The following is a 14,361-nucleotide window of genomic DNA, read 5'->3' on the forward strand; positions in this document are numbered from 1 at the left end:
CCTCGGCGGAGCGGCACGACCCCGACCGGTGCTCCGGCACCGATCCTGCTCGACCCTCGATTCGACGATCAGGAGATCCCAGAGTGACCGCAGTCGATCCCCGCCCCATCGCCCCCGACATCCTCTCCCCCGAGTTCCTCGACAACCCGTACCCGCTCCACCGCGTGTTGCGCGACCACTACCCGGCCCTGCACCACGAGGGCACGGACAGCTACCTGATCAGCAGGTACGCCGACTGCGCCGAGGCCTTCCGCAGCCCGAAGTTCTCCAGCCGCAACTACGAATGGCAGCTCGAGCCCATCCACGGCCGCACGATCCTGCAGATGGAAGGGCGCGAGCACTCCACGCACCGCGCGCTGCTCAACCCGTTCTTCCGCGGCAACGGACTCGAACGCTTCATGCCGGCCATCACCCACAATGCCGCCCAGCTGATCGGCGACATCGTCGCGCGCAACGCCGGCGAGCTGCTCGGCGCGGTGGCCCGGCAGGGCGAGGCCGAACTCGTCTCCCAGTTCACCAGCCGATTCCCCATCAACGTGATGGTCGACATGCTGGGCCTGCCCAAGAGCGATCACGAGCGGTTCCGCGGCTGGTACTTCTCGATCAGGGCCTATCTCAACAACCTGGCCGGAGACCCCGAGATCAACGCCGCCGCCGAACGCACCCATGTCGAGCTGCGCGAGTACATGCTGCCGATCATCCGCGAACGACGCTCGGGCGACGGCGACGATCTGCTCTCGCGCCTGTGCCGCGCGGAGGTCGACGGCGAGCAGATGTCCGACGAGGAGATCAAGGCCTTCGTCAGTCTGCTCCTCGTCGCCGGTGGCGAGACGACGGACAAGGCCATCGCCAGCATGATTCGCAATCTGATCGACCATCCCGAGCAGATGCGGGCCGTGCGCGAGGACCGCACCCTCGCCGACCGCGTCATCGCCGAGACGCTGCGGTATTCCGGACCCGTCCACATGATCATGCGCCAGACCGAGGACGAGGTGCAGATCGAGGACTCGACCATCCCCGCAGGGGCGACGTGCATCATGATGCTCGCGGCCGCCAACCGCGACGAGCGCCACTTCTCGAATCCGGACGAGTTCGACATCTTCCGAACCGACCTCAACGTCGACCGAGCATTCAGTGGTGCGGCCAACCACGTGCAGTTCATCCTCGGCCGCCACTTCTGCGTGGGCTCTATGCTCGCGAAGACGGAGATGACCATCGCGCTGAACCTCGTGCTCGACACGATGGACTCGATCGAGTACCAGGACGGCTTCGTACCGCGCGAGGAGGGCCTCTACACCCGCAGCATCCCCGAACTGCGCGTGAAGTTCGAACCGACCGGGAAGCTCGGCTGACAGCCGCGACAGCCGGCCGTCCGCGCATGCGATCGCGTACGCGGACGGCCGGCACTGCCGCGTCGACGAAAGACGGCACTGCCGCGTCGGCGAAAGACGTTACTGCCGCGTCGGCGAAAGACGTCACTGCCGCGTCGGCGAAAGACGTTACTGCAGCGTGTAGTCCGTCAGTACCCGGCGACCGGGCGTGAAGGTGGCCGGGATGCGCTGGTAGCCGGTGTTCACGCCCTGTCGCGGGTACGGCTGCAGCGCCGCGAGGTCGACGTCGTAGTCCGGCATCCGTTCGAGCACCTGGCTGATCAGAGCGTGCGACATGTACCGGCCGAGGTGCGAACCGGCGCAGCGGTGCACACCGATGCCGAAGGCGGTGTGCCGGTTGGGCCACCGTTCGATGTCGATCTCGTCGGGCTTGTCGAACAGTTCCGAATCGCGATTGGCGGAGGCCCACGACAGCAGCACCCGGTCGCCCTTCTGCATGGGGCAGCCGTGGAACTCGACGTCGTGCGTCACGGTGCGGGCGAGCGCCTGGGTCGGCGAGAAGTACCGCAGGAACTCCTCGATGGCGTGATCGAGGAGATCGGGGTGGTCGATGAGACGCTGCCGCACGTCCTTGTGGCGGCTGAGCCAGACCAGCGAGTTGCTCACCAGGGACGCGGTGGTGCCGACGCCGCCGGAGATGAGCAGGTCGACGATCGCGAACACGTCGTGATCGTTCATCGGGCTGCCCTCGACCTCCTGCTGGACGAGGTAGCTGATGATGTCGTCCTTCGGATCCCGTCGCCGTTCGGTGATGGTCTGCTCGATGCGTCCGGCCAGGTACGGGAAGTCGACCTCGACCGCGCGGGTGTGCTCGGGGGTGCCCGGAATTCCCGCGAGCACCTGGAAGTGGGCGTTGGAGTAGCGGCGCCACTCCGAGACGTCGAGTCCGAGCCACTCCACCGTGACGATCGAGGGCACTCCGATGACCGACGTCAGGTCGCACTCACCGCTCTCGATCACGCTGTCGATGAAGCCCGCGACGTGCCGGTCGATGGTGGGCTTCATCTTCTCGACGGCGGCCGGCGCACTGACCGGGTTGACGATCCTGCGGTACTTGCGGAACTCCGGGGGATCGAGCTCGATCGGAATATGGTCGTGATGCGGGGTTTTCGGGATCACCACGGACAGCCCGTCGCCGCCGTACTCGCTGCGCGCCGAGGAGAACGTCTCGTCGTCGCGGGCGGCGTCGAAGACCGAACTGTAGTCGGAGAGCACCCAGTATCCGCCGTGAGCGGGAGTCCAGCCGATCTTGACGGTTTCGCGAATCTTCCGGTACGACTCGGCCGGGTCGGCCGAGTGCTCGGGCGAATTGTGGTCGAAGTGGACGACCGGACAGCGATCGGGGCTTTCCATCGTGCGTTCCTTCCGAGACGGGATTCGTTGGCGGCGAATCGGGTTCTAAGCCTTGGCGAGCAATCCGGCGTCGATGGGCAGGACCACGCCGGTCACATACCGGGCCTCGTCGGAGGCCAGCCAGACCAGGGCATTGCTGATGTCGACGGCCTCGACCCAGGGGACGTCGAGTTCGTTGCGCCGGCGGCAGTGGTCGACGATGTCGGCCTGCGTGGGCGACTCGAGGTCCGGACGGTAGATGCGGTACATGGCGTCGTTCTCGATCATGTCCGTCCGGACGGCGCCGGGGTTGAGGGTGTTGACCCGGATGCCGTGTTCCCCCAGCTCGTTGGAGAGGGTGCGCATGAGGCTGACGACCCCGCCCTTGCTGGCCGCGTAGTGCCCGAGGTTGCGGCTCGCCCGGATCGCCGCGACCGAGCTGGTGAGCACGATCGCGCCGCCGGTACCCTGCTCGATCATCCGGGGCACGACGGCCCGCACGGTGTGGAAGACACCGGTGAGGTTGACGTCGATGACGTTCTGCCATTCCTCGTCGCTGAGATGCCAGGTAGGCGTGAAACTGACGATGCCGGCGTTGGCGCTGACGATGTCGAGGTGCCCGAACTCGTCGACGGCGTCGGAGACGAGGAGGTCGAGGGCCGCCTGGTCACGCACGTCGACCACCCGGGACAGGCAGCGGCGGCCCGTCGCCTCGACGAGCCGGTGGGTCTCGGCGAGGTCGTCGGTGGTGGCGAGCGGATACGCGACCGTGTCGACGTCCTTGCAGGAGTCGAGGATCACGACGTCGGCACCCTCCTCCGCGAGGCGGACGGCGTTCGATCGTCCCTGGCCCCGGGCGGCGCCGGTGACCAGCGCGACCTTTCCGGCTACTCGTCCCATGGGTGCTCCCGTTCTCATTGTATGCGTATTGTGACGAACCGCACTCTAATGCTTATCATGATTATTAGCTAGTGAGCCCGCAAGGTCCGAAGGTCCCCGATCGCCGGACACCTACGTCCCGTGCCGGCACAGGTTCCGGAGCCGCGCGCACGGCAGTCAGCCGCGACAGCAACGAACGGCTGTCGCGGCTGACTGGGGACCGCGCGGATATTCGGCAGGGATCCCTCCCCTGATCCGTCAGGCGAGCGACACCGGCCGCAACGGCGCCGCGGCCGGATCCGCCGACGGATCGTCCGCACGGACCGACGCCCTCGCCGCGGCCCGGCCCGCCCGGTAGCCGAATACCAGGGCAGGGCCCAGGGTTCCGCCGGCTCCGCCGTAGACCATGCCGGTGGGGGCCGCCATGACGTTCCCGGCGGCGAACAGGCCGGGGATGACCCGATCGTCGACGTCGAGGACCGCGCCGTCGGCGTCGGTGCGCGGACCGCCCTTCGTGCCGAGCGTGCTGCTGTGGATCTGCACCGCATGGAAGGGGGCCCGCGCGACGGGTCCCAGGGTGGATTCCACGCCGGGGTACCTGTTCTTGTCACCGACGAACCCGTCGTACACGCTCTCGCCGCGGTGGTACTCGCTGTCGTGGCCCCGGCGCACGTCCTCGTTCCAGTGGGCGACCGTCGATTCGAGGGTGTCCGCGGGGACGTCGATCTGCCGTGCCAGATCGGCGAGAGTGTCGGCCCGCACGACCCACTCCGGGGCTTCGGTGCCCGGCGCGGCCCCGAACGCCCCGTACTTCTCGACGTGGTCGGCGTCGAAGATCAGCCAGCACGGCTGGTTCAGGTAGTCGAAGTCGTGCGCGTCGAGCTGGTGGAACGCCCCACCGAGCGCGTTGTAGTTGGTCGCCTCGTTGGTGAACCGCCGGCCGAGCCGGTTGACCATGATCGAGTGCGGCGCAGTGCGCTCCCGGTGCACGAGCTGGACGGCCTGGGCACCGTTCGCCCGTTGCCCGGGCAGCACCGCGACCGGCGCCCACCAGGCCTCGCGCATGTTGCCGAGCTGCGCGCCGACGCGCATCGCCATGCGCAATCCGTCCCCCGTGCACGTGGGCACGGTGGCGGGGTGCGCCATCGGTCCGCGCAGGAAGTCGCGCCGCAGCCGCTCGTCCCATTCGAAGCCGCCGGTGGCGAGCACGACGCCGTGCTCCGCGCGCACGTCGTGCGCCCCGTTCCGCCCCTCGAACCGCACGCCGGTGATGCGGCCGGACTCGTCCTGGATCAGCCGCACGCCCCGCTCCCCGGTGTGCACGGCGACGCCCTCGTCGAGGCAGCCCTGGAGCAGGGCCGCGATCATGCCGCGGCCCAGGCCCTCCACGCGGTCCCGCTCCCGCTGCTCGAGCACGTCGGGGGGAAGGTGGCCGGTGCCGCCGCCGATGGGGGTCTCCGCGACCGTCATACGGCGCGGGACCCCGACGAGCTTGTCCTCCCATCGGCCGAGGTCGATGAAGCTGAACAGGTCGGGTTCGAGGGACCGTCCGCCCTGCGGCATCCCGCCGGGCCGCTCGGGGTGGTAGTCGGGGTAGCCGGCGACGAGGCGCATCTTCAGCGGCGTGGTGTCGAGCCAGTCGAGCAGTTCGGGAACGGTGTCGACGAACGCCTCCGCGAGCTCGGGCAGGATCATCCCGTGCGACAGGGATTCGAGATAGGCGAGGGACTGCTCGCGCGAGTCGACGATCCCCGCCTCCCGCGCGTACCGGTTGTTCGGCAGCCACGCCACGGCGCTCGACAGGCACGTGGTACCGCCGAGCAGTTCGCCCTTCTCGAACACGCCCACTCGGGCACCGCACCGGGCGGCCGACAGGGCGGCGCACAGTCCGGCACCCCCGCTGCCGAGCACGATGACGTCGTAGGCGTCCGATCCGTCGTTGTCTTGCATCGTAATTCCCTCTCTCGGGATGGTTCAGTCGAAGGTGGGTGACGGACTCGGCCGGAGTCGTCCGTCCTGCTCGACAGGGGACGGCGGGTCGGGTGCGGCCCCGGCCGTGAGGACCGTCCCGTACGTCGCGGTCGGCGTCGCGTACCGGACCTCGAGCCGGCGTTCGCCGAAGTACCAGCGCCCGGCCCGTCTCACGTAACGGTCGTGGTATCGCAACGCGAGAATGCTCTGCACCCCCGCCTGCGCGAACTCGACGTGGCAGGGCACGACCCCCTGCGCCGTGTCCTCATCGGTGAAGTCCACCGTGCCGGGGTGCGGGGTGTGCACGCTGACCCCGTCGTATCCGTCGAGCGCGGCACGAACGTAGGTGATGATCGCGTCCCGCCCCCACAGCGATTCCGACAGACCGTGGAACGCGGCGTCCGGCGTATACAGCGCGGCCAGCGTCTCCATGTCGTGGTCGTCGACGGCCAGGGCGTACCGCGTCGCCAGTTCGCGGATCTCGAGGACATCCTCCGTCCGTCGCGGGTGGCGGTCCCGGCCGTCGAGCATGTCGTGTCCTTCCGTCGCAGAGCGCGTTTCGGGGCCTGTCACTACTTCACCAGGGCGCCGGCGTCGATCGGCATCGTGATGCCGGTGACGTAGCGGGACTCGGCTCCGGCGAGGAACAGAACGGCGTTGCTGACGTCGTCGGGCTGCACGAACGGGACGTCGAGGGCGTGCATGCCGTGCAGCAGCGGTTCGACCTGTTCCCGGGTGGGCTGGGGCTCGTCCGGGAGGAACAACTTGTAGATCGCGTCGTTCAGCAGCATGCGGGTCTCCACGTTGGTCGGCAGGACCGCGTTGACCCGGATACCTTCGGGGCCGAGTTCGTTGGCGAGACTGCGCATCACGCCGAGCACGCCGTGCTTGGCCGCCGCGTAGTGGGCGTTGTTCGGCAGGCCCTTCAGTCCGGCGATGGAGCTGATCAGCACGATGCTGCCGCCGCGGCCGCCGGCACGCAGGTGCGGGACGGAGGCCTTCACCGTGTTCCACACGCCGGTGAGGTTGATGTCGATCATGTCGCGCCAGATCTCGTCGGTGAGATCCTCGACCGGATAGCTGCCGGCGATCCCGGCGTTGGCGACGACGACGTCGAGGCGGCCGAACCGCTCGACCCCCGTCGTCACGGCCTTGGCGACCGCGGCCGAATCCCGCACGTCCGCTTCGGTGGCGACGATCTGCCGCCCCTCGGCCTGCACCAGGCGGACCGTCTCGTCGAGGTCCGCCCGGGTGGCCATGTCGTACGGGGCGCCCTGCACCGGAGCGCACAGGTCGATCGCGATGATGTCGGCGCCCTCGCGGGCGAGGCGCACCGCGTGGTTGCGCCCCTGTCCCCTCGCCGCACCGGTGACGAAGGCAACCATTCCGTCGAATCCCATGACGTGAACCTCTCTCTCGACTCGCTCTTCGGTTCGCGTCACGGACCGGGCGACCGTCCCCGCGAGGAGGCCGGCCGGGCTTGCGTGCAGAGCGGTGGATCGCGAGACGCGAGAAGAACGGAAACGGAAGAAATCTCTGCATATGATTATGCTCACATCGGACCCGGGAGGTCAATGGTCGATTCGGCGAGCACCCCCGGGTTCACGGTCCGCCCGTCCCGTTCCACCGGCGCGAAATCTCTTGAAGATGAACCTTTCAGGCCGAGAAGGGGCGCGCGTTCCCGGCAGTGGGGCCGATACGCGGTCCCGGCGTGAAGCGCGCGGGAATTCGCTTCCAACCGGGATTGACCGCCTGGTGCGCGAACGGGACCACCCGGTCGTGCAGGATCTCGTAATCCGGCATGCGGCACAGGATCTGGCCGAGCATCCCGACGGACAGCGCACGGGCGATGTGCGCCCCGGCGCACCGGTGCACACCCATGCCGAACGCCGTGTGCCGGTTCGGCCACCGCTCGATGTCCACGGTGTCCGGGTCGTCGAACGCCTTCGGGTCGCGGTTCGCCGACGCCCAGCCGAGGAGCACGCGATCGCCCGTGCGGAAGTCGTGCCCGTGGAACTCGACATCACGAGTCACCGTGCGGGCCAGGGCCTGCGTGGGTGAGAAGACGCGCAGGAACTCCTCGATCGCCCGCGGCAGCTTCTCCGGGTGCTCGGCGAGGGTGCGACGCAGCTCGTGGTTGCGGTCGAGGTACATCAGCGTCTGGCTGACGAGGGAGGCGGTGGTGCCCACGCCGCCGGAGATCAGCAGCTCCGCCATGGCGAATACCTCGTCGTCCGTCACCGGCCGGCCGTCCACCTCCGAGCCGACGAGGTGACTCAGCACGTCGTCCCGCGGCCGTACGCGCCGCTCGGCGATCGCGGCCCGCAATTGCTCCTCCATCCACGGGAACTCGACGGAGATGGCGTGCTCGAACTCCGGCGTGCCCGGCAGGTCGGAGAGCGCGGCGTGATGGGCGTGCGCGTACCGCTCCCAGTCCGCCGGCGGCAGGCCGAGCCAGTCGATCGTCACCACGGCCGGCACGCCGATGACCGTCGCGAAGTCGCACGTGCCGGCCTCGATGACCTGGTCGATGAACCACGTCGTGTACTTCTCGATCGCCGGCCGCAGGTGCTCGACGGCCGCCGGGGAGGTCAGCGGGTTGATCAGCTTGCGGTACTTGCGATGTTCCGGAGGATCGAGTTCGACGGGGATGTGGTGGTTCACCGGCGTCTTGGGGATGACGGTGGCCAGGCCGTCGCCGCCGTAGGGGCACCGCGCGGACGAGAAGGTCTGGTCGTCGCGGGCGGCCTCGAACACGCCGTCGTAGTCGGTGAGCACCCAGAAGCCGCCGTGACGGGTCGACCGGACCACCGGCCCTGCCGCCCGCATCCGACGGTAGGAGCCGACCGGGTCCTCGGCGTGCGCGGCGGAGTTGTGGTCGAAGTCGACCACGGGACAACGCGGTTCGGTGCTCCGGTCGTCGAGCGTCATCGGACTTCTCCTGTCGGGCTCGTGGACGCCATCGCCGAGGGGGCCGCCATGGTGCGGGCGTCGATCGACACGATCTCGCGCATTCCGGGAACGATGTCGCGGCCGAGGTCGTCGAGGTACGCGACGACGTCGTCCGCCGTCATGTCGGGCCACTGCGCGCGCACGATCACCGGATCGACCGGCACCTGCGCCGCGAGAGCGCGCAACTGGCCGAGACAGTCGTCGGGGGTTCCGACGATCGCCTCCGCGGCGGCGACCTGCCGGAATCGTTCGGTGAGGGCGGTGGCATCGCGGGTGTCCAGTTCCCGCTGCGCGTAGGCCAGGAGGCGGTCCCGCGCCATGGATTCGAAGCGCCGGAACGCACCCTCGGTGGTGGCGCCGGGAACGATCTCGCGGCGCAGCGGATGCCGCGCCACCGGCGGCCGCCCGTGCTTGTGCCGCGCCGCGGCATAGACGCCGAACATGCGGTGCATGTCGTCGGTCCGGGTTTCGGGCGTCACCGGCCACGCGTCGCCCAGTCGTGCGGAGCGCCGGACGCCGGAATCCTTCAGTGCGCCGATCCAGATCGGCGGGTGGGGATCCTGCCAGGGACGGATGTGGGTCTTGACCCCGTCGAGCCGCCAGAACCTGCCGTGGAAGTCGACCTCGTCCTGCGTCCACATGAGCCGGATGATCTGCAGCGCCTCGTCCATCATGGCGAACCGCCGGTCGAAGTCGACGCCGAACGCGGCGAACTCCTCGCGCCGGTATCCCGCGCCGGCGCCGACGATGAGGTTGCCCCGGGTCAGGATGTCGAGGGTGGCGAGTTCCTCGGCGAGCGCGACCGGATGGAACAGCGGCACCTGCACCACCATCGTGCCGATCTTCACGCCGGGGTCCAATTCGGCCGCGATCCGCGCCAGGGTCGGGATCGGCTGCAGCCAGCGCAGGTTGCCGTAGATGTAGTGGTGGCCCATCACGATGTAGCGCACGCCGTTGCGCTGCGCGGCCTCGACCTGGCGCAGCAGTCCGTCGAGGTGCTCGCGCGGCGACAGCGTGGAGTGCACGTCGCCGAGGATCACACCCAGGTCCATGTCTTCCTCGCTTCCGTCGACGGCTCGAGCAGCCAGTGCCGCAGCTTCGCCTTGGCGACCTTGTTCAAGGTGGCGCGCGGGAACTCCGGTACCAGGTGGACCTCGCGCGGTCGTTTGAAGTCGGACAGCAGTTCTGCGCAGGCCCGTTCGATGTCGGCCGGCAGGCCGTCGGGCGCGGCGCCGTCCGGGATCACGAAGGCGACCGGGACGTCGCCGAGCATCGGGTCCGGTTTCGCCACGACGGCGGCCTCCCGGACGCCGGGCACCGCCGCGAGCACGCGTTCGATCTCGGCGGCGGCGACGTTCTCACCGCCGACCTTGAGCATGTCCTTGGACCGCTCGACGAACCACAACTGCCCGGAGCGGTCCTGGCGCACCCGGTCTCCGGTGCGGAACCAGCCGTCGGCGGTGAAGGCCTCCCGCGTCGCGTCGTCGTTGTGCAGGTACCCGGCGAACAGGGACACACCCGGTGTTCCGCGCACCCACAGGTCACCCACCGTGCCGGGCTCGACGGGACGGCCGTCGTCGCCGACGACGGCGACGGCGTACTCGGGGGCCGGACGTCCCATGGTCCCGTCGGGGTCGGGATGGGCCAGTTCGCTGACGACGGGGTGCGACACGGTCTCCGTCATGCCGAACCATCCGGTCATGCGGATCCCGTCGGCCACCGAGTGCTGCGTCGCGCTGCCCGACCAGTGCCGGTAGGTGTGGCCGGCCGGAACGGGAGCACCGTCGAGGGCCCGGAGCATGAACGACACCACCGATGCCCACGTGCACCGGTGCCGGAGCGAGACGTCCCAGAAGCGGGACGCGGAGAACTTCGGGGTAAGCACCACGGTGGCCCCCACCCACAGCAGTCCCAGAAACGAGTAGCCCAGGGCGTTGGTATGGAACAGCGGCAGAGTGATCAGTCCGACGTCGGTGCCCCGCAGCCCGGCGTGGGCGGCGTTGACCCGGGCGGCCCAGAGGCAGTTGGCGTGTGTCCAGACCACGGCCTTGGGCCGCGCCGTCGTCCCGGAGGTGTACTGGATGCTCGCGGGCGCGAGCGGATCGATGGACACCGGCGCGAGTGCCCCGGCGGCCCGTCCGAGCGCGCCGAGGCTGCCGGACGCCCTTTCGGGCACGGTACCCCCCGGTGCCGCGGCCTCGAGGGTCTCGGTGCCGCCGGTCGTCGCGATCCACTCCAGGCCGGGCATGGCGGCCCGCGCGGCCTCGGCCGACCGGGTTCCGATCAGCGCGGCCCGGGGGGCGCAGTGCCGGTCGTAGTAGGCGAGTTCGTCGGCGCTGCTGCGGGTGTTGAGGCACACCGCGACCGCGCCGGTCGACACGATCGCCGCCCATCCGACGAGGAAGTCGGGGCAGTTGTCCATCAGCAGCACCACACGGTCACCGGGTGCGATGCCGCGCGCCTGCAGTCCGGCCGCGAGCCGATCCACCGCGGCGGCGAATTCCGCATAGCTCCAGCGCTGCGCCTCGGCGCCGGTGTGCGGCTCCCAGATGAGGAAGGTCGTCTCCGGCCGGTCGGTGCGCCACCGGTCGAGCAGCCACGGCACGGTACGGCTTCCGGTAGACGCGCGGACGGCGAGGTCGGGTGCCGGTCCGTCGAGGATCGGGTACGCGGGAGCGTGTGCGGGCATTCGGGTTTCGGTGGTCACGACGGCACCTGCCAGTTCAGGTGCCTGATCCGGAAGAACTCGGCGAACCCGTCCTCGCCCATCTCGACGCCGGTGCCGCTGCGCTTCGATCCGCCCCACGGCACGTCCGCCCGCATGGGGCCGCCACCGTTGATCGCGACGGTGCCGGTGTCGAGGCGCTGAGCCACGGCCACCGCCTCGGCGTGGTCGCCGAAGACGCTCGCGTTGAGTCCGTACGGGGAGTCGTTCGCGACGGCGACCGCCTCGTCGACGTCCCGGTACGGCAGGACCACCGCGACGGGAGCGAACAGTTCCTCCCGGCAGATCTCGGCGGAGTTGTCCACACCCGTCACCAGGGTCGGCGGCAGGAACCAGCCCTTGCCCACCGGCCGCTCGCCGGCGACCGAGATGCGCCCGCCGGCGGCGACGGCGCGGTCGAGGTAGCCGCGCACGCGCGCGAGGTGCTCGGCGGAGATCAGCGGCCCCACTTCGGTGCGCTCGTCGAACGGGTCGCCGGTCGGCACGTTCTCCTCGATGAAGCCCGCTGCCAGATCGAGGAATTCGTCGATGCGATCGTGTGGAACGAGGATCCGGGTGGTGGCGCCGCAGCCCTGTCCGGCGTTGCGGCAGAACCGCAGGATCGACGGTCCCACGGCGGTGGACAGGTCCGCCGACGGGAGAAGGATGTTGGGGGACTTGCCGCCGAGTTCGAGCACGACCTTCTTGTGGGTGGCCGCGGCCTGTGCCATCACGGCCGCGCCGACGGCGGAGGATCCGGTGAAGCTCACCATGTCCACCCCGGGGTGGGAGCTGAGCAGTTCGCCCACGGCCGGTCCACCCGGCACGAGATTCAGCACGCCGGGCGGCAATCCGGCCTCGTCGGCGAGGTGCATGAAGGCCAGCGCGGACAACGTGCCCCGCGGCGAGGGCAGCAGGACCACGCTGCAGCCGGCGGCGAGCGCGGGCGCCACCTTCCACGAGATCATGTTCAGCGGGTAGTTGTACGGCACGATCGCCGAGACCACGCCGATCGGCTCGCGCAGCAGGAGGCTCTCGGACGACACCGCGCCGCGGATGCCGGGCAACCGCTCCTGGTAACCCCCACGGGGACCACGCAGCGCCGCGTCGGCGAACCACCGGAAGTTGATCGCCGGCTGCGCGACCTGCAGGGTGCGGGCCAGACCGATGGGTGATCCGACCTCCCGCACGACCAGTTCGGTGAGTTGCCCGGCGTGCTCGTCGATCAGGTCCGCCAGCCGCCGCAGGACCTTGGCGCGCTGGTCCGGGGAGGCGGCGCGCCATTCCCCGGCGTCGAAGCTGCGGCGGGCGGCCGTGATCGCGCGTTCGGTCTGCTCCCGGTCAGCGGCGGTCCACCGTGCCAGCGCCTCCTCGGTGGCGGGATCGATCGAGTCGAACGTCTCGCCGCGCCCGGTCTCCCCTCTGCCGCCGACGTGCACGGACGGGCCGTGCGCCGCCCGGGCGAACAGGTCGTGGATCATCGCCTCTCCTCGCGTCCCGGAACGTCGATGTCGAGAATCAGGGACTGGTAGGACTTTCCGTGCGGGTCCACCCGCAGGGACTTGGAGACCCCGCCCGCGAGGGCACGGGTGAGGACGAAGTTCAGGCAGCAGTTCACCGGGATCTCGTAGCGGGTCACCTCGCCCTCGACGAGGTTCCCGAACGCCTCGGCGACGATGTCCTCGGTGAGCACCGACCGGAGCCAGTCGTAGTCGGCGTCGTCGTGCGGGAACACGCAGATGTTGCTGGTGTCGCCCTTGTCGCCGGAGCGGCTGTACGCGACGTCACGAAGTTTCATGCGGTGGTCACCTCCACGGACAGGGGTACCTCGCTGCGGGGCAGCAGGGCGGGGGTCACGACGACGGCGGGGACGACCGAGGTGACCACGCCACCGCCACCTGCGGGACCGAAGTACAGGTATTCGACCTCGTAGGCGGCGGCCTTGGCGACGTCGGGATCGAGGGCCCGGGCCGCGAGCCGCAGCCGCACCTCCGCCGGCTCGCCGCCGGCGATCCGGTCACCGAAGAGGGTGTCGACGCCGTGCAGTTCGATCCGCAGTTCGTCGATCTGCGCCCGGATCGGTTCGAGTCGCCGGCGCACGATCTCCTCGGCGCGACGGGCGCGGTCGACGCAGCCCGGTCCGCCGTAGGAGATCTCGGCGACGGCCTTGTATCCGAGGTCGACGCCGACGAGCACCTTGAGCGTGTCGGGCCGGGCGGATCCGCGGGCGCCGGACAGGCGTACCCGGTCGGGCCCGGCCTGTTCGATCCGCACGTCGCTGAAGTCCGCGGTCACGTCGGGGGTGAGATAGCGCGCGGGATCGTGGATTTCGTAGTAGAGCTGGGTGCGGGTGGTGCGCAGGTCGACGGCCCCGCCGGTGCCGTCGAGCTTGGTGACGATCAGCTCGTCGTCGTCGATCTCGGCCAGGGGGAAGCTCAGGTTGTGCGGGTCGGGGACGACCCGGTACGGCGGGTCCTCGAAGTTGCCGCCGGTGCTGTGGACGCCGCACTCGAGCAGGTGCCCGGCGAGGGTCGCGGTGCCGACGCGGTCCCAGTCGTCGAGCGACCATCCCAGCTCGTGGCAGATCGGCCCGACGAACAGGGACGGGTCGGCGATCCGGCCGCCGAGCACGATCTGGGCGTCCTGCCGCAGGCAGTCGACGATCGGATCGGCTCCGATGTAGGCGTTGGCGGAGACGATCCGGTCGGCGAGCGCGCGCGTGGTGGTGCCGAGTTCGGGGAGCGCGACGTCGGCGGCCGTGACGGCGTCCCGCACGTCGTCGCCGCGGATGATGCCGATCCGGGTCCCCCCGAGCCCCAGAGCGCGCAGATTGACGGCGAATTCGGCCGCCGCGGCGTCGGGATTGGCGGCACCGAAGTTGCCGACGACGCGACCTCCCGACGCGAGGAAGCGGCGCAGGATCGGCACCAGGGCGGAGATGCGTTCGTCCTGGCCGGCCGACGGATCGCGCAGGCGGCGGATCTGGGCCAGCGCCATCGTGCGTTCGGCCAGGCAGTCGAAGCCCATGTACCGGACCCGGCCGCTGTCGGCCATGGCGGCCGCTGTCTCGAGCCGGTCGTTGGCGTAGGCCGAGCCCGAGCCGATACTCAGCTGCATTGGTACCTCGTCTCG

At 69.8% G+C, this 14,361-nt stretch carries 12 protein-coding genes; 1 reads left to right on the plus strand and 11 read right to left on the minus strand.

What is annotated here, in order from left to right; all coding sequences use genetic code 11:
* The first annotated feature begins 83 nt into the window (after positions 1-83).
* A complete protein-coding gene (locus ISO16_RS15140; RefSeq protein ID WP_072636520.1) occupies positions 84-1,352 on the plus strand; it encodes a cytochrome P450 in 1,269 nt (422 codons plus the stop codon).
* A gap of 147 nt (positions 1,353-1,499) precedes the next feature.
* On the opposite strand, the gene ISO16_RS15145 is transcribed toward ISO16_RS15140, so the two are convergent.
* The 11 genes from ISO16_RS15145 to ISO16_RS15195 all read right to left on the minus strand — a co-directional run bounded on the left by ISO16_RS15145 (position 1,500) and on the right by ISO16_RS15195 (position 14,346).
* Positions 1,500-2,744, minus strand: a complete 1,245-nt coding sequence (locus tag ISO16_RS15145) for a cytochrome P450 (RefSeq protein WP_072636521.1) — start codon at positions 2,742-2,744, stop codon at positions 1,500-1,502.
* A gap of 45 nt (positions 2,745-2,789) precedes the next feature.
* A complete protein-coding gene (locus ISO16_RS15150; RefSeq protein WP_072636522.1) occupies positions 2,790-3,623 on the minus strand; it encodes a mycofactocin-coupled SDR family oxidoreductase in 834 nt (277 codons plus the stop codon).
* Positions 3,624-3,860: 237 nt separating this feature from the next.
* Complete coding sequence (locus tag ISO16_RS15155; protein ID WP_072636523.1) at positions 3,861-5,552, minus strand: FAD-dependent oxidoreductase; 1,692 nt, start codon at positions 5,550-5,552, stop codon at positions 3,861-3,863.
* A gap of 24 nt (positions 5,553-5,576) precedes the next feature.
* Positions 5,577-6,104: a nuclear transport factor 2 family protein gene (locus tag ISO16_RS15160; protein ID WP_072636524.1), complete on the minus strand. Its 528-nt coding sequence runs from the start codon at positions 6,102-6,104 to the stop codon at positions 5,577-5,579.
* Positions 6,105-6,145: 41 nt separating this feature from the next.
* Positions 6,146-6,973, minus strand: a complete 828-nt coding sequence (locus ISO16_RS15165; RefSeq protein ID WP_072636525.1) for a mycofactocin-coupled SDR family oxidoreductase — start codon at positions 6,971-6,973, stop codon at positions 6,146-6,148.
* Positions 6,974-7,229: 256 nt separating this feature from the next.
* Positions 7,230-8,504 (minus strand): cytochrome P450, encoded by a 1,275-nt coding sequence (locus ISO16_RS15170; protein WP_072636526.1) that lies wholly within the window; start codon positions 8,502-8,504, stop codon positions 7,230-7,232.
* Complete coding sequence (locus tag ISO16_RS15175) at positions 8,501-9,577, minus strand: LLM class flavin-dependent oxidoreductase (protein WP_072636527.1); 1,077 nt, start codon at positions 9,575-9,577, stop codon at positions 8,501-8,503. The genes ISO16_RS15170 and ISO16_RS15175 overlap by 4 nt, the downstream gene beginning before the upstream one ends.
* Complete coding sequence (locus ISO16_RS15180; RefSeq protein ID WP_442800829.1) at positions 9,562-11,214, minus strand: AMP-binding protein; 1,653 nt, start codon at positions 11,212-11,214, stop codon at positions 9,562-9,564. Before ISO16_RS15180 ends, ISO16_RS15175 begins: the two co-directional genes overlap by 16 nt.
* 14 nt (positions 11,215-11,228) lie before the next feature.
* Positions 11,229-12,710, minus strand: a complete 1,482-nt coding sequence (locus tag ISO16_RS15185; protein WP_072636529.1) for an aldehyde dehydrogenase family protein — start codon at positions 12,708-12,710, stop codon at positions 11,229-11,231.
* A complete protein-coding gene (locus ISO16_RS15190) occupies positions 12,707-13,027 on the minus strand; it encodes an AtuA-related protein (protein ID WP_006941630.1) in 321 nt (106 codons plus the stop codon). The genes ISO16_RS15185 and ISO16_RS15190 overlap by 4 nt, the downstream gene beginning before the upstream one ends.
* Positions 13,024-14,346, minus strand: coding sequence for an acyclic terpene utilization AtuA family protein (locus ISO16_RS15195; protein WP_006941631.1), 1,323 nt, complete (start codon positions 14,344-14,346; stop codon positions 13,024-13,026). Before ISO16_RS15195 ends, ISO16_RS15190 begins: the two co-directional genes overlap by 4 nt.
* Positions 14,347-14,361: the final 15 nt, after the last annotated feature.

The organism is Rhodococcus sp. M8 (assembly GCF_015654185.1).
Lineage (GTDB): Bacteria > Actinomycetota > Actinomycetes > Mycobacteriales > Mycobacteriaceae > Rhodococcus > Rhodococcus aetherivorans.